The sequence below is a fragment of the Pseudomonas sp. s4 genome (assembly GCF_046764235.1).
Taxonomy (GTDB): Bacteria; Pseudomonadota; Gammaproteobacteria; order Pseudomonadales; family Pseudomonadaceae; genus Aquipseudomonas; species Aquipseudomonas asiatica.
Genome location: NZ_CP177209.1, coordinates 2,278,950 through 2,300,637, shown reverse-complemented (window position 1 = coordinate 2,300,637; position 21,688 = coordinate 2,278,950). Strand labels below are relative to the sequence as shown.

General features: G+C 56.2%; 17 protein-coding genes and 1 pseudogene. 7 read left to right on the top strand and 11 right to left on the bottom strand.

Going from position 1 to position 21,688, the window contains the following annotated elements; translation table 11 throughout:
- Positions 1-8: 8 nt before the first annotated feature.
- The 5 genes from zorA1 to ACK56M_RS10910 form a co-directional block, all read right to left on the bottom strand.
- Positions 9-2,201: a type I Zorya anti-phage system protein ZorA1 gene (gene zorA1 / locus ACK56M_RS10930; RefSeq protein ID WP_411959456.1), complete on the bottom strand. Its 2,193-nt coding sequence runs from the start codon at positions 2,199-2,201 to the stop codon at positions 9-11.
- A gap of 367 nt (positions 2,202-2,568) precedes the next feature.
- A complete protein-coding gene (locus tag ACK56M_RS10925; RefSeq protein WP_015269892.1) occupies positions 2,569-4,599 on the bottom strand; it encodes a DUF262 domain-containing protein in 2,031 nt (676 codons plus the stop codon).
- Positions 4,589-6,016 carry a DUF262 domain-containing protein gene (locus ACK56M_RS10920; protein WP_411959455.1) on the bottom strand — a complete coding sequence of 476 codons (1,428 nt, stop codon included), beginning with the start codon at positions 6,014-6,016 and terminating at the stop codon, positions 4,589-4,591. Before ACK56M_RS10920 ends, ACK56M_RS10925 begins: the two co-directional genes overlap by 11 nt.
- A gap of 89 nt (positions 6,017-6,105) precedes the next feature.
- Positions 6,106-6,849 (bottom strand): hypothetical protein, encoded by a 744-nt coding sequence (locus ACK56M_RS10915; RefSeq protein WP_411959454.1) that lies wholly within the window; start codon positions 6,847-6,849, stop codon positions 6,106-6,108.
- Between the two features lie 382 nt (positions 6,850-7,231).
- Positions 7,232-7,618, bottom strand: coding sequence for a hypothetical protein (locus tag ACK56M_RS10910; RefSeq protein ID WP_409279728.1), 387 nt, complete (start codon positions 7,616-7,618; stop codon positions 7,232-7,234).
- Between the two features lie 171 nt (positions 7,619-7,789).
- Between ACK56M_RS10910 and ACK56M_RS10905 the strand changes: the two are divergent.
- Positions 7,790-8,056 (top strand): annotated as a pseudogene (locus tag ACK56M_RS10905) (WYL domain-containing protein); the annotation flags it as partial.
- Positions 8,057-8,107: 51 nt separating this feature from the next.
- Here ACK56M_RS10905 and ACK56M_RS10900 read toward each other — a convergent pair.
- Complete coding sequence (locus ACK56M_RS10900) at positions 8,108-8,593, bottom strand: hypothetical protein (protein ID WP_411959453.1); 486 nt, start codon at positions 8,591-8,593, stop codon at positions 8,108-8,110.
- 687 nt (positions 8,594-9,280) lie between these two features.
- On the opposite strand from ACK56M_RS10900, the gene ACK56M_RS10895 reads away from it, so the two are divergent.
- From ACK56M_RS10895 to ACK56M_RS10875, 5 genes are all read left to right on the top strand, one after another.
- Entirely contained in the window at positions 9,281-10,987 is a 1,707-nt protein-coding gene (locus ACK56M_RS10895) for a dynamin family protein (RefSeq protein ID WP_411959452.1), read from the top strand.
- 13 nt (positions 10,988-11,000) lie between these two features.
- Positions 11,001-13,244, top strand: coding sequence for a dynamin family protein (locus tag ACK56M_RS10890; RefSeq protein ID WP_409279726.1), 2,244 nt, complete (start codon positions 11,001-11,003; stop codon positions 13,242-13,244).
- A complete protein-coding gene (locus ACK56M_RS10885; RefSeq protein WP_409279725.1) occupies positions 13,241-15,313 on the top strand; it encodes a dynamin family protein in 2,073 nt (690 codons plus the stop codon). Before ACK56M_RS10890 ends, ACK56M_RS10885 begins: the two co-directional genes overlap by 4 nt.
- A gap of 351 nt (positions 15,314-15,664) precedes the next feature.
- A complete protein-coding gene (locus tag ACK56M_RS10880) occupies positions 15,665-16,693 on the top strand; it encodes an IS30 family transposase (RefSeq protein WP_188258425.1) in 1,029 nt (342 codons plus the stop codon).
- 117 nt (positions 16,694-16,810) lie between these two features.
- Entirely contained in the window at positions 16,811-17,032 is a 222-nt protein-coding gene (locus ACK56M_RS10875) for a hypothetical protein (RefSeq protein ID WP_409279724.1), read from the top strand.
- A 293-nt stretch (positions 17,033-17,325) separates the two neighbouring features.
- Here the strand turns inward: ACK56M_RS10875 and ACK56M_RS10870 are convergent, their stop codons facing one another.
- From ACK56M_RS10870 to ACK56M_RS10855, 4 genes are all read right to left on the bottom strand, one after another.
- Positions 17,326-18,120 (bottom strand): EcsC family protein, encoded by a 795-nt coding sequence (locus ACK56M_RS10870; protein WP_409279723.1) that lies wholly within the window; start codon positions 18,118-18,120, stop codon positions 17,326-17,328.
- Between the two features lie 114 nt (positions 18,121-18,234).
- Entirely contained in the window at positions 18,235-18,360 is a 126-nt protein-coding gene (locus ACK56M_RS10865; RefSeq protein WP_256592196.1) for a hypothetical protein, read from the bottom strand.
- A gap of 272 nt (positions 18,361-18,632) precedes the next feature.
- A complete protein-coding gene (locus ACK56M_RS10860) occupies positions 18,633-19,685 on the bottom strand; it encodes an ADP-ribosylglycohydrolase family protein (protein WP_409279722.1) in 1,053 nt (350 codons plus the stop codon).
- A gap of 8 nt (positions 19,686-19,693) precedes the next feature.
- The gene (locus tag ACK56M_RS10855; protein WP_144968035.1) at positions 19,694-19,954 is read right to left on the bottom strand and encodes a hypothetical protein; all 261 of its coding nucleotides are present in this window, start codon (positions 19,952-19,954) and stop codon (positions 19,694-19,696) included.
- Between the two features lie 119 nt (positions 19,955-20,073).
- Between ACK56M_RS10855 and ACK56M_RS10850 the strand changes: the two genes are divergently transcribed.
- Entirely contained in the window at positions 20,074-20,949 is an 876-nt protein-coding gene (locus ACK56M_RS10850; RefSeq protein ID WP_409279721.1) for a WYL domain-containing protein, read from the top strand.
- A 61-nt stretch (positions 20,950-21,010) separates the two neighbouring features.
- On the opposite strand, the gene ACK56M_RS10845 is transcribed toward ACK56M_RS10850, so the two are convergent.
- Positions 21,011-21,670 (bottom strand): ankyrin repeat domain-containing protein, encoded by a 660-nt coding sequence (locus tag ACK56M_RS10845; RefSeq protein WP_409279720.1) that lies wholly within the window; start codon positions 21,668-21,670, stop codon positions 21,011-21,013.
- Positions 21,671-21,688 lie beyond the last annotated feature (18 nt).

Here is a 21,688-nt window from a genome sequence, read left to right as displayed (position 1 = left end):
AGCCTCCGTTACCGCCTGATGCGTTCCATGATGTCGCCGAAGTCTTCGAGACTTTCCTTGACCCCTTCCACACCGCCAGCAAGGCTCTTGACGGCTTTATCGAGCTCGGTGTCGAGGCTACCCAGGGTTTGTCTCAACGCCCGGTCCATACCTTCACCGAACTCCTTGAAGCCGTTACCCAGCACACCACTGATGTTTTCGAGGTATTCATATACTTCACGGTTGAGCGCCTGCATCCGCTCGCTTTGAACCTTCAGGTCCTGGAGATATTGGCTGCGCCCGCTGGCTTCCCCTTGCGCACTGGCAACTACCCCTTCGATGACAGCGAGCGTTTTCGCGAGCGCTTCACGATTGTTCCGGTAGTCCGCGACAACGGTATTCAGCTCTCGCGAAGCCTGTGCAAGTTCAGCCCCTGCGCCCTGGACTGTACCCATCAACCCTGCAGTCGATTCACTGGCTCGCACAACGCTTTGCCCGGCAGTTTCAAATCGCTCAGCCGCCGCCCGCATCTTGTCCGCACCTAACTGCATGCTGTGCAGATGCTGCTCTGTCTGGGCGCTCAATGCATTGACGGTGTCCTGGGCAGATTTCTGTTGCTCGGAAACCGTCTGCAGCAATGCCTTGACCTGCTCGTCGAGGCCACCCACCAGGTCGCGGGTACCTTGGTGCAGGTCTGCTTGGGCAGCGCGAGTGGATTGATCCATCTGCTGCTGGCCCTGTTCCAGTTGCTTGAAGACTGCAGAGAGCTGCTCACCCAGCACCTCAACGGAGCCTGCAATCTTGGCCATGGTTTCCTGCTGGCCTTGGCCGATGCTCTGCTTGATCGACTCGACAAAAGCCTGGAGATTCTCAGCCATTGCCTGTTGGCGAGCCTCGCTTTGAGCAAACAGCTTCTCCAGTTGCTCGGCCATTCGAGCGCCAGCCCCCTCCCCTTCGTTGCCGATACGGGCAACCGAAGCCTGCAGATTGGCGAGCATCTCGTTCATCCCCGCTTGCATGGCGTTTTGTCCGGCCTGCATATCGGCCAGTAGCTGGGCAATCATGGTCGAACTGTTTTGATTCGAGGACTCGCTAGCCGAACGCATATCCTGGATCAGCGTCGAGAAGCCCTGCTGCATCGACTGCATGGCGGCAACCGACTGGCCCATCAACTCGTGCAGGTCATTGAACTGCTGGCCGAACGTACCTTCCAGCTTGTTCATAAACGCCACCAGAACATCCTGAAGCAGGTTCTGTACCTGCCCGGACTGATCGCCACTGGCGGCCTGCACGGCCCCCGCGATGGCTTCAAGCGGCGACTTGAGGCTATTTTCAATTGCGCCGCTCACCTGGTCGGCCAGCAGCTGCCCCGAGTCACGGTAGGTCGTCGACAAGGTATCTGCCAATTTGAGGCTTTCACGGACCTGGGTATCAACCAGGTTCTGTAGCATTTCCCGCAGATCGGTTACCAGGCTGTCCTTCAACTGACGGGTTTGCACCGAGCTTTCAGCACTTGATCGCACCAGCTCGGCCAGGTATTCCTCGCCGACACCGCTGTCAAAAAGCCCATCGATGGTTTCATTGAATGCCTCCAGCAGCTTGTAGCAGTGTCCCAAGCGCCACTTTTCAGTAAGCGTGACGGCGATAGAGGCCATGATTGAAATGAAGGAGCCGATGAAAGCGAACAGCACGTCTTTCAACAGCTTATCGACGCTGGCGTTAACCTGTTCAGGCGTGCTCGGGTCAAAGTGCTGAAGACCTAGCATCAAGCCGAAGAAGGTTCCGACGATCCCGATACCGGTCAAAATACCGGGTAGGTGCTTGTAGAACTCGGTCCCCAGCGGGGTATCAACCACACTTTGAGGTGAGAAGAAATGTGCAGCACCGGCAGTGGCTCGTGATCGGAGAAGAACCTGTTCGCCCTCCTTGAGCTCGAACTGATCGTGCAGCGTTTCAGCATACTCGCGCCAGGAATGCTCCAGTCTGCTGCCACTGAACAGACGTTCCAGCTCAGAACGCCGGAGAGATGGATCGAGAGTTTTCACGTTCTGCAAGCTAACAGTCAAACGTTTCAGCTGGGCGCTAAGCTTGAATGACCTACAGAAGTAACGGACGAAGTACCAAGCGCAAAGAATGAAAACGAGACCAACAACCATTTTGGGTGCGATCAGCTGCTCAGAGCTTGCTGCACCCCATAGGTGCAACAACGTCGAAAAATCCATACCTTCCGCCTTCAATTAAGCATTTTTTGATATTCAGCAAGACCGCATTACCCACACGGATGCGCCAATCGCCTGTCCAGCTGGGGACAGCGACAGCACCTTGCCAAGCACGTTTTGGGGCACTACAAGCTCGGAGTGGAATGGGTGCATCAATGCGCCCCCAGAACCTTCCTTGGAAAAATGCCAGAGAACAATATCCTTATGCCATCACCTTAGCCTGAGCCGTAACTGGCGTAAAGCCGAGGACCACTAATGGCCCCCTGACTTGAAAGACCGAAAAAGCTTGTCGAGGGCGCTCCATGCCTTAACAAGCAGGCGGCTGAATGAAGGCATGGGATTCGCTGAAATCCCAAGCCTTCGCTACCCGCTAGTCTCTGCAGAGATCCCTTTGGTAGTGGCGTCGCATTGCCTCCAGCATTGCAGTTTGATGCGCTTCTGCCTTCGCATCACCCCATTCGCTATTCGAATATATCAAGTCCATTTTCAAAGAGTCTGGCCGCTTCTCAAGGGCTCGCTTGTTGAGGAATCGCTGGCGCTTTTCGTTGTATGGCAGATTGCTGTACTCGGAGTTGATGCTGCGCGAGACCAGCGCCAGATTACCAAAGCGGTTCAGCCAGGCGTTGGTGACCTTATTGGTATCGGTCACCTGTGGATTCTGCGGCGAAATATGCTCCACCGAGTTCTTGGCTGTGAAGCGGAAGTTGCCCCATGCATCATGATCACGATGCTGCTCATGCCAGAGCACAAAGTCCAGCTTGTAGAACCAGTAATGGGCAAAGTCGACGCCGTAATCGCAGGGCAACACTGCCTCGAATTGAAGCGCAGCGGCGGTACGCCAGGGCTCATTCATGAATGCCCGCGTGCGCACTACCAAGGGATCGCTCGTCACTTCCCCGAGCAATTGGTTATCCAAATGGCACAGGAAGCCGTAGTAGCGCTCAACCTCCTCCACGCTGCCACGCACGGTTTGCGCATGCTTGTGGATGAAATAGAGGAACGGAGTCAACCAATAATGGGTGGTGATCTCCTGGGAGTGGTAGAGCATGCTCTGCAGTAACGACATGCCTTGTTTCAGATCATTGTCACGGCTGCGATTGATGTAACGCTTGTCATCATTGGCAGAGATCGAGGTGTGGCAAATATGATGAACCTCGTCATCCCCCTGATCGACCCACTTGATGACGTATTCATCCCAAAGCACCCGCATACGCCAAAGCAGGTCGATGAACCCTTGTGCCCTCGCGGTACGCTGCTCGGGCTCCGCCGGCTGCAGTAAATGGGACTCGAACAAGGTAAGCAGGTGCCGATCCAGCACGCGGGGCAGATCCGGCTGCCCTTGCTCTTTCAACCAGATACGCAGCACATGCAGAAGGAACAAAGGGAAGCCAATGATACTGCGCGCCCATGGTGCCTCCCCTTCGTCCGCCGCGATGGTCGCGTATCCATTGTCAAACTCGGAATCTGCACCGTTGACGATGTTCTCCAAGGTCAGTCGTTCAGCAGACTCCGCTTGTGCAGCCTCAGCTCTTCGCGACAGCAGCCCGTGCACAGCTACTGCGTGAAGCAACTGCCCTTTGCTATAGAGATCACCCAAACGGTGAGCCTCAAGCTGGGTATCTTGGCAGAGATTACGTTCGACAAAGCCACTCATGTCGGCACAAGCGTTCCACAAAGCTGCGTAACGGGAACGACTTTCGGCGGGGATGTCGCGCAGTAGCCTTGCCTTGAGAATTTCGTGATGCTGAAGCTGGATCCCGCGGTTGTTGATGACCTCAAACAACTTGTTCAAGTCCATCCCCTCAGGCACCTGTGTGAGCACGAGAGAAACCTTGCGGTAAACGAAGGAAGCCAGCTCCTTGAGGTATTCGTCATCCACAGGCTTGCCATCCGCACGCTTGTAGGTCTGCTTGAAAGAGGCCATCAGTTGCTGAGCTTCTCTCATGCTTTGAGTATCCGGGATCTCTGGGCTTGCTCCACTTTTGCCAGGCATCATGCTGGCAAGGAAGGTGTTCACCTGCTCGCGTATCGAGAAATGCAGGCGTGGAATCACGCTGTCCTTCAGCACTACCCTGCTGAAGTCGCCCATCACTTGGTTCCATATGGCGACCGTGCTGAGCATCCACAGCGTCGTGAAGCGCTGCTGCCCATCGATTAGGTCGAAGCGGCGCAGCCCCTTAAGGCGATCTTGCTCAGAGGTTTTTTCGACCAGCAGGGCACCACCCAGAAAAAACTGGTCTTCGCCCCGATCAAAGGCATTCGCCATATCGGTCAGCAATGTCTTGATCTGATCATCACCCCAGACGTACAGGCGCTGGTAGATAGGCACGTTGAAGCACCAGGCCGCGTCGTCTTGATTAACTAGCTGTTCCAAGGTGAAGAGACGGGAATCAATACTCATGGCGATGTTCCTGGCAAGCCTTCAAGTACGTTTCGAGCCATCGCGATTTACCCGCAAGGGTCGAGCAGTCGGAGTCCAACTGCCCTTGATAGAAATCCAGGACTGCCCTCTTGTATCGCCCCTGCACCCCCTGCCCTGCTGATACCGTTTCGTTAGCATACGAAGACGCCACCGCTTGTTGTCGGTGCTGAAGGAAATCCAGCACCTGCTTCGGGTGGTAACTCTGGGCAATCACATCCAATAGGTTCAGCTCGGCCAGCCTGAAGAAATTGGCCGCGGTTTCCTGCTTGACCTGTTTTTTCTCCAGGCGAATCGCGCCCAGCAAAAACTCCAAGCGCAGGGCAAAAGCGGTCAATTGCTCAACGTCGAACTGATCGACATACATCAGGCTACAGAGCATGAAGATCTCGCGCAGGTACTCCTGGTTACTACGCAGCAGCTGTTTGTAAATCGTGCGGAACCTACTGACCTGCGGACAAGGCGCAGGAACATTCATTAGCCGTTGCAGCAACGCTGCGTACTTGTCTGCGTATAGAAAGAACCCTACACCTTCATGGATGGGCTGACGCAACGCGATAGGCAGGCTTGCAGGATTTTGCCCGACTCGCAGCTGGCTACCCTGCAGCACATAATCACCATCTCCCGCCAGCGTCATGCAGGACGCTAGCCGATTGTGCCGGGTCGCGTAGAGCGGCACGCTGTCAATACGGCTACGGCTGTCGGCGGCGTGGGGCCAAGTGTCACGCTGGAATTCTGCCAGGAGCGGTTCGTGCTTCCCCGCAGGCGTGTGCGATCCGCGCCAACGCCGCGCACGCCAGAGAAAACGATTGAATAAGTTAGGGGCGAAGTCCTGACCTGGGCTCAGCACCGCCGGGTGGCGTTGCAGCCTCTCCCAGCGCTCTGCACAGTCCCGCTGCAGTGCAGCCTTGAGTTCAGTCTTCCCTTGCGCATAGTCGATCGCACGCAGGTGATAGGCCTTGAGCAGGTCAGTGGCCTCCAAGCGCACCCCGCGGTTGTTCTGGGTGTCGAAGAAGGTGAAAGCGAGGTCAGTGCTGTCCACTTCGATCACTGTCAGCCGCAGCCTTTCGATGATCTGCGGCGCAATCGCCTCCATTTGCTTCAATGCTTGCAATCCCTCAGCAATATGTCGCGCGGATTGGCCCGAATAGCTGAGTACCTGCCCCACTGGCAGCTTGCCGGTAGAGCGGTGGTACAACAGTGAGAGCGCGGTGATGCGCTGCTGACCATCAATAATGAACCGCTTCGACTGGCTTGCATCACGATGCAGCAGTACACCACCCATGTAGTAAGGCAGGGAGGTATCCGCCTGTGCTGCATATGTTGCCAGGTCATTGACCAGTTGCGTCAGCTTGTCTGGCCCCCAGACGAAACCACGCTGATAGCTGTCCAATGCCAATGGCCAATCGCTTGCATTGAGTAATTCTGCGAAAGACAGAGTACTGACCCGTACAAGCGAACTCGGCTTCGCGGGTAAAATTTCCCGATTCAATTTTCGTCCCAACGTTTACGCAGCGTCCTGATCAGCGCGTTTCCTCGCAACGCGCGGCCGTCTGGCCCACAGAGTGCGACAGAGCCTTCCGGTAATCCGAAGACATCTTCGATCCTTGCCCGTATGGTGCTCACTTTCGCATCCGAGCGTGCGGCCCGATAGCGAGCCGCCTTCCGGTTTCCGATAACGACCGTCGAGTCTTCTTCCTGATCACCAGAAGCCTCCTGGTCCTCGGCATCCCAGCTCTCTTCCGCATCATCCTCCTCGATCAGCTCGCCATCGTCGTAAGCCTCTTCAGCCTCGTCGACTTCAGCGGTCAGGTCAGCCAGCGCTTGGGCATGGGAGTACCATGTGCTGGCATCCTCTTGTTCCCACACTAAGCCATCCTGGACATGGAAGGTGCGCAGGGCTGCGGAAGACGGAACGTAATCACTGAAGCGCGACTTCACGGCCGGCAAACGTTCAAAGCCAGCCCCCAAGGCACGCAGCACTTTTTCTGGGCCTGCGACCAGCAAAAACTCAGACCAGCACGGCTCGCGGAAATTGACGCTGACAGTACCGTACATATAGAGAGTCGCCCGCAGTGAAGCATCCTGTTCAGCCAATTGGGTGAGTACCTGCATCACCGTGCGGTAGATGCTGAAACCTGCGTCCTCTATGGACTGCGAATCGACCTCGACGGTGGGTAGGGGCGATTTACTGTTGACGAACGCGAGCTCCGTCACCGATTTTTTGATCATTGCGTTCATTCCTTGAGCGGGACCTTGGGTGGGCGTTACGAGCTGATGTGTCAAGTTTGCAAACATCGGGATGAGTGCATAGAGCAGTGAGTGTCATCCCACGCGGAAACCGCGTGCTTGAAAAGGCATAATGCCACCACTGCATGATATGACTCTACAATTCTCATCCAGCACAGCTTCATTCATGACGAGGCCACCAGCAGCAGCCTCAATCGGAATCAGCTGCGGATGCGCCAACCTGTCCCCTCCCTACTTCTCGTCTTTACGAATCTCGGATGGGGCTGGAGATGGGGGTTATCGATTCTTCACCCAAACCCATGGCAGGGGAACGTCCAGGCTTGCTTCCGGGCTGCTGCGATTGGCTTCTCGACATGTCCAGCGCCTATCGAACACTCTTAACATAGGCACCTTCTAATGTGCTGTCGCCCACGAAGTCATCTGAATAGTCGCCTTGCTCAAGGCCGATGAATGACTTGATCACTGGCGCATCCGGTGTAACGCATAGTACCTGCTTGCCACCAACCGAAACACATTCCCCAGCACAGTCAGGCACGATGAGAAAGCTTCTTTCCAGAGCTGGCTTACACTCATCACCGATGACTACCAACGCACCTGCCTCGACCTTGTTGAATACCACAGTGTCGGTGGACAATCGCTCCATCAACCGCTCGCACTCCTTGATACTGCCCTCGAGTTTGAACGAGCGAATCTTTTGAGCGATGGCCAGGTACTGGGCTTCCTCCTTGAACGTGGCGTAGCGGCTTTGCATTTCGAACGAAGAACAACAGCAATGCGCCTATAGAAACCCCATCCCACGAGCCATGCTCGCCCCCCTCAAAACCCTGATAATTCCGAAGACAGCAAGACGATATGTATCTGAAAGTGACACGTCTAGAATGTAGACTTATACAGGTAAAGAATCCGAGCATATGGTGAGGGTATGAAGCGCAAGCAATCCACCGAACAGGTTCGCTGGGACCTAGCTCTTCGCTATCGCCTGATTGAAACCGCAGCCTGGCGGGAGGGCCGGCTGACCACGGGACACTTGATACAGAGCTTTGGCATTAGTCGGCAGCAGGCGTCCAAGGCTATCAATACCTACATCACCGAACATGCGCCCAAAAACTTGACATATGACAAGCAACTCAAGGGTTATATGCCAAGCAAGCAGTTCAAGCCGCTGTTCATCGACGCCAGTGCCAGCGCACGTCCAGCAGTGGTGGTAATGCTTGATAGTTCTGAAAGAGATAAAAAGCTATCAAGTGCGTAGGGGTCGGGGCGTTTTGGATTTGCCTTTCAAGCAGTAGTACCCCGCCAACATCAGCAAATACCCAACCCACTTGTAGGGCAGTAACTTCACCATGAGCCCTGCTGCTGTCCAGTCTTCCCAGGAACCGCCCCCTCCGCCCAAAAACAAGGCCACAGTCAGCAGCTGGGTAAACACAACGTATGCGCCACCAAATTTCAGCAGAAAAAACCAGACTCGCTTACGTTTGGCTATGTACTCCGACTCACTGCCAGCACTCGACCGTATGCCACCCAGCACTGCCCCGAGGACCAAAAGGCCTACCGCCCCGGACACGAGTGAAAGTGCGGTGGACGCCTCTGCCAGATCCCCTTTACCGCCATACAGGTAGACGTAGTAAACCAGGAAGGCCAAATAGAGGGCGAAACCAATCCTGAAAGGACGAGACATCATCGCAAAGCCGATCAACGCGACGACGATACCAATAACCCACACCATTTATTGCTGCTCCTGCCAGTTCGCTGGATAACCAAGCGAGGTCCATCACCAAAAAACGCGATCAGCATAATACCAATACGCCACCACTAAAAATGAAGCCTTCGCCAAATGCTTATTGGCGAGAAAATAGCTTGGCCGGCTTCCGTTCTATTTCTACCGCTTGGAGTTACACCTGCAGCGCATGAATGCTGGTTAAACATACAGGTAAAAATTTCAATCATGCACCTCCGCGCAAGGCCTTGAAAATGCGCGTTGCATCTGAAGAAACCCCCGGGATATGGGCGTTTTGTTGACAGTTTACCATGTCCAATCAAAGTGCCATCATACAGACAGAACGGATTGCGCCGATCTATTGGTTTCACCCAACGCAATCTCATCCGGGATGCGATATGCCATCAGTTATTGGGCATGCGCGATCAACACCCTACAGACAAGGACGTGTGCATGCCTTTGCCCTCCCCTTCCATTGCACTCAATGCTTCTGTGCCAAGCAGTGACGCACTGACCTCGTGAACGGCCCTGAACGCGACCCGAATGCGGCAACTGCGGTTGTAACCTTCTCGGGCCGGCCCCCTTCTCGCACGACGGGAAAAGACCAGAGATTACTTGAGTATCCCAGCGCATAAGCCTCTGTGCACCCTATGCCATGCCTTCGCGCAGACCATCAACACTTAAAGGAATATCACCATGCTCGAAAGCCAGAAAGCGTTCGCCACTTACTTGAAGAAAATGCAGGTGCTGCTCAATGACCAAGCGTTTTCATTCGATCAGTCATTGCTTCCAAAAGTGATGGAGACCGAGCTTGTAGTGCCCGTGATCGGGGCCTTCAGTGCCGGTAAGAGCTCGCTGTTGAACGCGCTGATGGGCAAGGACATCTTGCCGGTCGGGATTGCGCCAGAAACTGAACTGGCGACCGAGCTTCGTTACTCCTCCGAGCCTTATCTGCTGGCAATCAAGCCCGACGGCGTGCAGGAACGTTTGCCTGTTGAAGCACTGAGTACCATCAACCGTCGTTCCAGCGAGTTTTCTCACTTGCGCCTATACCTCGACAGTGAGGCGCTGAAAGCCATTGCGCCCCTGGTGTTGGTCGACATGCCTGGCTTTGGCTCATCGCTGGAAAACCACAACAAGGCCATTGCTTACTACCTGCCGCGCGGTGTGCACTTCGTGGTGCTGACCAGTATCGAGGACGGCAACATTACGCAGTCGATGCTGCGTAAACTCGACGAGCTGAAAACCTACAACACCGACTTCACCTTCCTACTGAGCAAATGCAACCTGCGCGCCGCCGACCAGGTAGAAGACGTACAAGCCTACATCGACGACCAGCTCGGGGTGTATTTCGGCGAGCATTACCGCAGCATCCCCCTCGGCAACCGGGGTGGCGAGGAACTGACACACGCGCTGACCGCCTTGCAGCCCGACGCGTTGTTCTCGCGTCTGTTCATCGACATTCTCAAAGACCAGAACTTCGAAGTGCTGGCGCAGATCAACCTGGCGTTGAGCATGCTGAAAAAGGACAAGGCCGAGAGCGAGCAAACCGCACGCGCACTCGAACAGGCCCTGGCCAAGCTGCTGGAGCAGCGCAAGGACGTCGAGTCGGACCTGAAGGATCGCTACTCGGGAAAAATGCTCGACCGTAGCCTCCGCGGCCTAGACAACTCCCTCAACGACTCCCTCGACGAGCTGGTCACCTTGGGTAGCAGCAAGAACCCGAGTGCCCTGTCGAATGCACTCTCCGACATCATCCGCAGCAGCCTGTCCAGCACGATCAAATCTGAAGTGCAGGACATCTCCACCAACATGGTCGACCGAATTGCCAGCAACCTCAGTGCCACCAGCAGCCAGATGTCCGTGCTGGACATTAGCGGCAACTGGAGCGAGGAGCTTTCCAACAAGGTCAAATTCTCGCTGGAGCGCACCACGGAAATGCTCAGCGACTGGTCGACACGCCTGAGCAATCGTGCCGAGGAAGACAAAAACAGCGGCGTCATGCTCTACCGCAGCCTCTCTACCGTGCTCGCTGTCACCACCACCGTAGTCAATCCGCTGGTAGAGCTGGTGATCATCTTCTTGCCCGAAATTCTCAAGATGTTTAACGGTGGCGGTAACGAGCGCGAGAAGTTTCGCCAGAAGCTGACCGGCGAAGTGTTCCCCAACATCAAGGCGGAACTGCGCGGGAAAATTCCGGCAATCATCGACGAGCAGCTCAACGCCATGCTGAAGAAAATCAGCGACGGTTTCGAAGAGCAGATCACCAAGCAAAAGCACGTTATCGACTCAATTGCACAGGAAAGCCTGCAGCTTGAAGCGCAGATCAGCGAGAAGACCGCTGTGCTGGAAAACCTTGCCACCGCAGTGAAAGCCGCTGCAAACGAACACCTCTACAAGTAAGGCGAACGACCTAATGGATTACCAATCACTCGTCGCTTTTAGCGAAAGCCTGCACACGCTGGCAGCAAGCAACCAGGACCTGTTTGAGCGCGAAATCGAGCAGTTCAAGCGGCTGAACGGCATCGACCAACCGCAACAGCTCGCGCAAGCGTGCCAGACGCTGCAGGACCAGAACCGGCTGATGAACATCGGTATCGTTGGCCGTGTGAAAGCCGGAAAGTCATCGCTGCTCAATGCGCTGATTTTTAATGGCGAGCCGATCCTGCCCAAGGCCGCAACGCCCATGACCGCTGCACTGACCACCATTACCTGGGGCGAAGTGTTCCAGGCCAAGGTTGAGTTCTACAGCGAAACGGACATCGCCGCGATCCGCTTCAAATCGGACCAGTTCGAGCAACGCCTGGCCACGCGCAAGCGCGAATGTCTGGAAGAACTGGTGAAGCGTCGAAACGCCCAGGCCAATGGCGCGCCCCTCGATATGGCGCAGCTGACGAGCATGGCCGATAAAAAAGCCTTGAGCGAACTGCAACGCGAAGAAGGCTTGTTCGCGGCATACGACCAGTTCCACCGCATGAAGAAGTCAGAGCTCGATGCAGCCACCCTGCACCTGCACAGCGAGATTCAGGCAGGTAACCCGAAAGAGCTGGCGGCGCTTTTGCATAACTATGTCGGTGCCGACGGTACATACATGCCGTTCACCAAGACGGTTCATGTCGCCATGCCGCTGGAGGCACTGCGCGATATCTGCATCATCGATACCCCCGGCATGAACGATCCGGTCCAGTCGCGCGAAGAGCGCACGGTCGAATTGCTGAAAACCTGCGACGTAGTGTTCATCGTCAGCCCGGCTGGCCAGTTCCTCAATGAGCAAGACCTTGAGGTGATGGGGCGTATTACCCAGAAGGAAGGCATTCAGGAACTGGTACTGGTGGCCAGCCAGATTGACACACAACTGTACGGCAGCGAAAAACGCGCGCGCTTGAGCGATGCCGTGGAAGCCATCCGTGCCCAGCTGTCGGCACGGGCACAGAGCACCCTTGCAGACCTCAAGATGAGCAGCCCGGAAGTGGGCTCGGTGTTCGACAACCTGATCGGATCAGTACACCGTAACCTGCTGCATAGCTCCGGCTTGTGCCACAGCCTCAACCGCCGCTTCGAAACGCCCGAAACCTGGGACTCGAACGAGCAGGTGACCTGGGACAACCTGTCCACCGATTACCCGGATTACTTCACTCGTGACAACCAGGCACTGTCGTTGAGCAGCCTGGACAGCTTGGCAAACATTGACGCGATCAACGCCATGCTTGCCCAGGTCCGCGAGAAGAAAACGGAGATCACGCGGGAAAAAATCGCCAACCTGATGGTTCGCAAACAAAAGAACCTTGAGGCATTCAAGGCGCTGATCATCACCCTGGCACGCAACCAGGTCATCCAGATCAAGAACGCCAACGTCGATCAGCTGGACGAACAACTGGCTTCGCTGGAATCGAAGCGACTGGATCTCTCGCTGGAACTGGATGTCAGCTTCAAATACACCATGGCCGACTACCGCCAGAAGTTGCGTGACGACATGCGCAAGACAGCTGCGCAATTGCTTCGCGAGACGCAGTCCACTGTCAAAGACGCGGAAGGCTCTTTCAGTGAAACCATTGTCGTCGACAACCCTGGGGTTGGCAGCTGGTTTGCCCGCAAGCTTTGGGGCGGCGGTACTACCGAGAAAACGGTCGTCCGCTCCAAGATCATCAGTAGTCAGGTCATCTCCACCATCAACGAGTTCATGAACGACATCCAGGATGAGCTGGGCGCCAAGGTGGAGAGCTCTCATCGCGGGTTGAACGAAGAACTGGCCCGGACCCTCACGCCGAAGATCCGTGAGGTGCTTGAACAGGATGCCAATGCGCAAATGATCAAGCTCGCGATTCTTTCGATCATTCAATCGATTCCTGACGATGACTTTGATTTGGGCATTCCGTTGCCTGACTCCCTGAAAAGCAACGGCACGCTCAAGGGCTACGAGGCCGAACGTTTCAAGGATGCCGCCGATGACTTCATTGGCTCGTTGGGTAGCAAGGTCAAAAGCAAGATCAGTTCGTTCATCAACGATGTTGAACGCAACGCACCTTCCACCATCTCCAACTCCTTCGTCGATGAAATTCAACGCCGGATCAATGTGCTCAAGGATCAGGTCGACAACGCGGCTCAAACCATTGACCGGCTTGAACGTCTGGCACGCAAGGCCGAAGAGGTCACCCTGTGAGCAACCCGCCAGCCATTCATAAAGAGGCACGCTCGACGCTGGAGTCGCTGTCCCGCTTCTGGCAGTTCAAACGCAAGAAGCTGGCAGCTGAACTTCAGGGCCACCTGGATGATGCCCAGTGCCAGCTCGACACGTTTTTCAGCACCAATCAGCAATTGTCCGCGCTGTGCGCGGGCCAGAACGACGAAATCGGCGAGCTAAAATCGCGCAACGGCTCGCTAGTCGATGCGTTGCAGCTTGAAACAGCCAATTTGGCCTCGACCTCCGAAGCGTTAGCGCAGGAGAGGGGCAAGCTCCAGAAGGCTATGCTCGCACTGGCCCAGGCCAAGGTGCACGCCAAGGATCTGGAAGAGCGGCAGGCTCAGGCAATGACCCAGATCGCAGGGCTCGAAGAGCACCTTGCCGATCACAAGCAGGAGCTTGTCGACAAAGAGCGGTGCATTCAGGAACTCCAGCACACCCTGGCCGATACTCGACAGCAGATCGAAGCGCTGAACAACGTCAAACAGCGGTTGACCGAGCAGTGCGCCGAGCAGACTGAGCGGATCCGCACGCTGGAGTCGCGCAATCAGACGCTCAGCGACCAGTTGCAGGCAGAACAGGCCAATACGGCAGAGCTGGAAGCACGCAAGAACCAGGCGCTGGCACAAATTGCCGAGCTGGAGACGTACCTGGAGGAACATAAGAACCAGTTGATTTCCACGGAGCAGAACGTCGACCTACTGGAAAGCCTGACCGAACAACTGAAGGCCTCCCAGCAGCACCTGGAAGACAATTACGCCGACATCAACAAGCAGCACCTGTCGCTAACCGAGAAATTTTCCCTGGTGAGCAAAATCCTGGCCCAGCAACCGCCCGGTAATGAAGAGCTGGCCAAATTCGCCGATCTGATCAACCACGACTACATGGAGTTCGCCAGCCGAGAATCGTCGTTGGCCGGTGAAGCCCAGGCAGTGCTCGACATGCAGGCGATCCTCGCCGAAATGCAGATGCTCAACAACTTCCCGAGCATTGCCGGCAAAACCATCCTGAGCATTGCGGGTGGTTTCAGCAGCGGAAAGTCGGCGTTCGTCAACAGCTTCATCCGTAACCCGAGCGTGAAGTTGGCGACCGGCATCAACCCGGTGACCGTGGTCCCCAGCTACGTGGTGTGCTCCGAAGAAACCCGGATCAAGGGTTATTCGTATAACGGTGGGGCCATCGACCTGGAGCCCAGCCTGTACGCGTCGATGTGCCACGAATATGTTCAGGCCTTCGGCTTCGACCTGCGGCGCATCCTGCCCTTCATCAGCGTCAAGGTTCCCATGGACCCGGAGCTGTTCGGCAACCTGTGCATCATCGATACGCCCGGCTACAACCCGGGTACCACGGGTGGGGCCGCAGCCTCCGACCGTAGCACTGCAGCCTCCCTGGTCAATCAGGCCTCGGCGCTGGTCTGGGTCATCGGCCTTGACCCGGCCGGGACCATCGACCAGTCCGACATCGAGTTCATCGAGTCCACGCCGTTCCGCGCAGAGTCGCTGTATATCGTGTTGAACAAGGCGGATGTGAAGTCTCAGGACGATATTCTTGAGATCATGGAGCAAGTAGCCGACGACCTGAGTTTCGCGGGTATCGAGTACGCCGGCATGTGCGCCTATTCGTCCACGCGCAAGAAAGACTACCCCTCCAGCGGCCTGACGTTCGAGCAGTTCCTGCGCTCGATCAACCGTAAAGTGGATGTAGTCGGCAAGGTTAACAGCAAGCTCGATACCGTATTCGATGCCTACAAGCAGGCCATCCAGGCCGATATTGCGCAACTGGAAGGCCGCAAGGGCGAGTTCAATGCGTTCAAGCTCGATGCGCTGGAAATAGGCGGAACGGCGCTGTTTGACAGAATTGATCGAGCATTCCCCATCTCTGAGCAAATGTTCGATTCTTCCGGGCTGGAAAAACTCGTTGATGAATGCGAAGGCCTTCGTCGAAAGCTCAAGCTGGCCGCTCGAAAAGCCCTAGAGGTTTGCGAACTCGTTCGCACCAGAACCTCTGTCGAGTCTGATGACTTCCTTCGCACTCGAATACGCCGGTAAACGCCGGCACACAGCGTGTTACTAACCCAGGCCTGCCTGCTGGCAGGCCGTTGCAGGCCAGGGCGCTGAACCCTGGCCTGTGCGCTCAAAATCGCCGCCGTGCCAGCAACTCCGCCAACGCCCCTTCAAGCCACCCTGCGGTGCGCATCTTCAGTGCCTTGCTCCCGCACCTCGGGCACTGGTCAAACCACTCGCTGGGCATCAGCGCATCACTTTGCGGTGCCACTGTCTTTGTCCAACCGCATCCTTCACATTCAAAGGTGAAGGGCCTGGGTTTGATGGGCATTCTAAAGCTCGGCGGCGGCAAAAACTGAGTGCAACACCTGACCTTTCCGGTACGGTGCTGCCCCTATGTCTTATTCCGAACTCAGCGTTGAAGAACGCGCCACCATTCAAATCGGTCGTACCCAAGGCTTCAGCCTGCGCAGGATTGCCTGCTTGATCAACCGATCCCCTTCGACCATCAGCCGTGAGCTGCGCCGTAACCGAGGTGCTTGCGGTGGCTACTCGGCCCGCCTGGCCCAGCAGCAAATGCAGGCCCGCCGCCAACGCTGTCGACCGAAACGAAAGCTCTTGCCGAGTAGTGAGCGCTTCCAGTTGGTGGCCCATATGCTGCGCGAGCGTTTGTCTCCCGAGCAGATTGCCGGCAAGCTGCGCAGCATGAACATTCCCAGCCTCAGAGAAGCCTACGTCTGTCGCGAGACGATCTACAACGCGATCTATGCCCTGCCAGTGGGTGAGCTGCGTAAGGAGCTGATCATCTGTCTGCGCCAAGGCAAGACGACGCGCCGACCGCGCTCTGGTGGCGTGGATCGGCGCGGCCAGATCCCCGAGATGGTCAGTATTCATGTGCGCCCGCCGGAGATTGAAGACAGGCTGATGCCGGGGCATTGGGAAGGCGACCTCATCAAGGGCAAGGCCAACGCCTCGTGTGTAGGCACGCTGGTGGAGCGAACCAGTGGCTACCTGATGCTGGTAAAGATGAACGACGCGACGGCGACCTCGGCGATGGAAGGCTTCAGTGCAGCGCTCAATGGCATGCCGCTGGCGATGCGCAAGAGCATGACCTACGACCAGGGCCGAGAAATGGCGCGGCATGCTGAAATCACCCAGCAGACCGGGGTGGCAATTTACTTCTGCGACCCGCACAGCCCCTGGCAGCGCGGCAGCAACGAAAACATCAACGGCCTGATTCGCCAGTACTTGCCCAAGGGCACAGACCTGTCGGTACATAGCCAGGAGGAGCTGGACGCCATTGCCTTGCAACTGAATATGCGTCCCCGTAAGCGCTTCGATTTCAAATGTCCGATCGAAATGATGAGTGAGGTGATGCAAAAGGCCATGGCTATGCGGCACGATGCGCCCACTTCAATCCAATAACCGTGTTGCACTCAGCTTCTGCAACCGCCCTCCTTGGTCCCTTCGCTGATGTATTGCCATCGGTGCATTCAACTGCCCGGATATCCAAAGGAGGTATTCAGTAGCGCCCCGTGGCAAATGGAAAGCTACGAGGGGCCGAATGGTTTGTACAGCGTCAGGGCGTTCCGTCAGTTCCGCTTCGGCAATACGCTGTTGATCTGTCCCGCTAGCTACCGAAATATCGCTTTGAAAGAGATCGACAGCTACGCACATCGCTGTATTGCGTTGTCCGAGGCCAAGGTGCATGTAGCCGCTCCTGTATTAAGCAAGGATGCCGCGACGATAGCCAAGCTGAATTGATCCTGCCCCATGCCTACCCACGTTCCGGTGTTGATTGAATACCGGAACGCAAGATATAAATCTTGTCCCCTTTTATCCCACTCAATGCCGGCTGCAGCTCGCGGCTTCCCGCTAGAGGGTGATGAAACGCTCAAGATTTATTGAAAATCCCGAGCTCGCACTCCGAGCAATGAAGAGGCCTCGTAAAAGTGTTTCACTTGACAGTCCTCACCCTGCAGAGCCCTACACAATTTAATTGAAAAATTTTTGCGATACATTCTGTATAAAGGCCGCCTAGGTTGCAGCCTTTAGACTTATCCGAGCTTTGGAAGCCCGTCGTAAACTGACCGCACTAGCTCATCACCATATTTTCTCTCCAGACGCCTGACGGTGAAGTGCCCTTTTGCCATGTCCTGGAAGTGATCCATAAATATAGTATTTATAAACGCACCTCCTGCCGCACCAATTGCCGGAACTGCTTGCGCCGCAACCTTCTCAGTGATTTGAATACTGAACCGTTCTGCAATTGCAGCTATCAGCCTCACTAGAACAGGGGCGCTCTCCTCGGTAAGCTTTTTATTAACAAGAAATTCAGAAGCAGTCGCAACTGACTTAGCGAGGGCTGTCCTCACCGCATAATAAGTACTTTCAGCGCAATCATCATCAACACTTTCACCGCCGAGCGCGAATACGGTCAGACAAGCCTGTTTAGTGTCAGCGTCAGATATTGACTCGCCTTCGCTTCTTGCTATGTCAGCGATAGATCGCAACATGATTGAGGTAGAGATCGGAAGTTCGACTGCCAGAGCTGGCAATCCAAAAAAACCTCCGATTCCGCCGGTGATTGCTACTCCAAGCTTATGCCAAATATTTGAGGACTCTTCACCCGGAATATCTTTCATCGTGAAGATGGCCATATCCGACGCTTTGAGCAAAGCCGTCTTTACAACATCTCCGATATTTTTGTTCCAATCCTCGGGCAGCAACTCAAAGCCCTTTTCGATTGGGGCACCTATCAGGTTAGTAACCTTCACTGCAACGCCAGGATTCTCCAGAAGATTTTTTGCATTCTGCAGGGACTTCAGATCAGCATCAGAAATTTGGTCCATCACGGTAAAACCCTCGAAGCCTGAACGACGCCAATGAAGGCTATATGATATCACTGCTTTTTGACTCCAGCTCGACCAGCACCTGCTTCGACTACCAGCCTCGCTGGACATACGTCACACCGAGCCGCCACCGGCCTCCCGCGCCGCCTTCTCACGCTTCATCTCACTATATTCGCGATACAACTCGTACCCCTTGGTAACGATCACGATAAACCCAACAACGGCAAAGATATTCTTCATGGCTGCATGCTCCTTATTGATTGATTTGCCCGCCCATGCTCTAAAACCGCCGCCGCGCCAGCAACTCCGCCACCGTTCCGGCCAACCACCCAGCAGCGCGCACCTTCAATTCCTTGCCCCTACACTTCGGGCAATGGTCGACCCACTCCCCCGGCGCCAACGCCACTGTTTTCGTCCAACCGCAACCTTCACATTCAACAGTGAAGGGCCTGGGTTTGATGGGCATGTTTAAGCTCCTTGGTCCCTGTACAAACTCGTTGCATCAACCACATTCAACTACCGGGATAAGCCAGCTCGATCTGCTGATCGAACGCGCCGCCAATCCCACAGTAGTCAAGCGGAACGCGCTCAATGTCTTCGGCAACCTGCGCAATCACCTGGCGCAGTTCCAGGCGTTCGAGCCAGCGGGCCGGAATGCCGCCAGCACCATGCAGCGCCCCCAGCAAGTGCCCGACTACAAGCCCCGTGCTGGCACTGTCACCACTGTGATTCACCGCCGTGATCACCCCTTCTTCGAACGAGGGCGCCGTCAGCGCGCACCACAGCCCAATCGCCAGCACCTGCTCGGCAGCCCAGCCATCGACAAAATTACCAATGCGATGCGGGGTCGGTGCATAGCCCTCGTAAAAGAAGAACAGCACACGCTCGACAAGGCCACAGATATCTTCCATCCCAGGTACTTTCCCGTACCGGGCCAAAGTTTGCGTCACAGCGTGTTCCAGGCTGGCTTGCCGATCTACAACACGCTGAAGCAGGTCGGCGAACAGCCCTGCCGCCAAGTAGGCCGGCGGGTGCCCGTGCGTCAGGCGCCCGGACTGCGCTGCGTAGTCGAATGCGTTGGCGAAGAATGCGCAGGGTGCAGCGCGTACCAAAGCACCGCAGCCTTTGCTGTGGTTTTCGGCGACCGCACCCAACCGGCCGCTGGCCTTGAGGGCATTCAGGCTGGTGGTGTCCGGGGCACGACGCGACCAGAGCGCCACATGCTCGATCAGCCAGCCATCCGTTACGACCGGTATCACCGAGGGATGATCCTGGGTCGTCAGCCAGCGTAGTAACGCGTGGTGAATTACGCTGGGCACATGGCATGGCTGCCGCGAACTGCCAAGCACAAAAGCTCGCAGCAAGCCTTCAGCGGTAAACAGCATCATCTGCGTAGCGTCGCTGATGGCACCGGTGATGCCGTAAGCCTGGGCAAAATCACTGATGCCCTGCGCACCGAACCTGGCCTCGATCACAGGCCACTCAAGCAACTCCACGGGAGAGCCCAGCGCATCTCCGACGGCTCCCCCCAGCAGGCAGCCGCTGATCCGTTCAATTCTGTTCATATCGTCCCTTAACACCCTTCACCAGAAGCTAGGTCCTGCAAAATCACCAGCTTGCGCTGCAACTGCGCAACATGCTCCCGCTCTGCGCGCAACGCCGACCGAAGCTCGCGGTTTTCCATTTCCCAAATCTGTAGCCAGCGCAGGTCCCTCTGGCAATGCTCGACCTTTTTCCCAAGCTCACCGAGCTTCAAAGCCTGCTGAATCAGCACCAGCAGGATGATCCCCATCGCCACCAAGGCCCCTGTCGCAACCACTTCCGGCATAGTCATGCTCATATCCTTTGCTGCCCCCGATGTATTCCGAAGACAAACCAAAGATATGTAATGCAAAACTACACGTCTAGAATGTAGACTTATACAGGTAAAGTAATCGCGCACATGGAGAGGGTATGAAACGCAAGCAATCCATTGAGCAGGTACGCTGGGACCTGGCACTTCGCTATCGTTTAATCGAGACCGTTGCCTGGTGGGAAGGCCGGCTCACCACGGGGCACTTGATGCAGAGCTTTGGGATCAGTCGCCAGCAGGCGTCCAAGGACATCAACACCTACATCACCGAGCATGCGCCCAAAAACTTGACATATGACAAGCAGCTCAAGGGGTATGTACCGAGCAAGCAGTTCAAGCCGCTGTTCATCGACGACAGCGCCAGCGCCTATCTTCACCTGCTCTACCAGAACAATGAGCGGGCCCCGCACATCGACGGCCTCGCACTGGCCTATGCGCACACCAAGGTGCTGGAGGTGCCGGATCGGCCCATCCGCCCGGAGGTCCTGCGCCCTTTACTCAAGGCCTGCCGTGAGGGCCTGCGCCTGGAAACCGAGTACGTGTCGTTCAACACCCCCAACGTCGAGGTTCGCCTGATCGCCCCTCACACGCTGGTCTATACCGGCATGCGCTGGCATGTGCGGGCTTACTGCGAAAAGAATGGCCAATACCGCGACTTCGTGCTGAGCCGCTTGCGCGGGCAGCCGGATTTGCTCGACGCCTCACCGAACACGCGCGAGCTGGATGAAGACTGGAACACCGAGATTCCGGTGATCATCGAGCCCGATGGACGCTTGAACGAGGCGCAGAAGGCAATCATCGAAACGGACCTCGGTATGACCCAGGGGCAGTTGATTGTGCCCAGCCGCAGGGCGCTGGTGAAGTATGTGCTGCAGCGCTATCAGATTGACCGGCGCAGCCTGGCCATGAGCCCCGAGGCCCAGCAGATTGTCGTGAGCAACCTCAAAGAGCTGAAGCCGTGGTTGTTGCATGATTGAAATCGCGAGTCTCTCAGACGAGGGGGTCAATGCCCTTGGTCGATGGCCCGCTCACAGAGGTTCAGCTACGGCTGTAACTGCTGCGGTCTGCACACATTTGCTGCCAGATATATGCCGCGCCCAGGTAGTTGTCGATTTCCCGGATTAACAGCTGCGCCGCTATGTCGTGATAGCCCGCCAGCCTGGCAACGTCTCGGGCGGTGTGGCCCTCGTTGTTCCTCGCGCTCAGGTCCAGGCAGAAGGTCCGATAGTGGTTGGCGAAGTAGTTCGCAGCCTTGCTGTGGCCGTGCGCGGCCAGCCAATGGAGTGGAGTATTACCTGCCGCATCACGGTCATTCAGACTGCGGCCCTGCCGGTATCGATTGGCGAGCGCCTTGATGATGCCGCGTTTGCTGGGCAAACGATCATGGTTGACAGGGGTCAGAAAGCTGCCGAGGCCTTTCCAATCCAGAAGTTCTTTTTCACCCTCAGCCCCGAGCGCCTCCAGCGTGTCGATCCATGCCGTTCGGTTAAGCCGGTAGGCCATATCCAGTGGCGTGTTTTCGGCGCGGTCTCGGTCGTTCATCGCCACGGGAGCAAACGCCATCAGATGCTCGGCATCGTCAAAAAGCACGGCGGCATGCCAGGTGCCTATTTCCAGCGCCAGCAGGTCGTCGATGCCGAAGCGCGTAGTCCTGAGCGTCTTTTCCATCACGGCAAGGAAAGCGGGCGGATAGGTCATGACACGTTTTCCCGGATA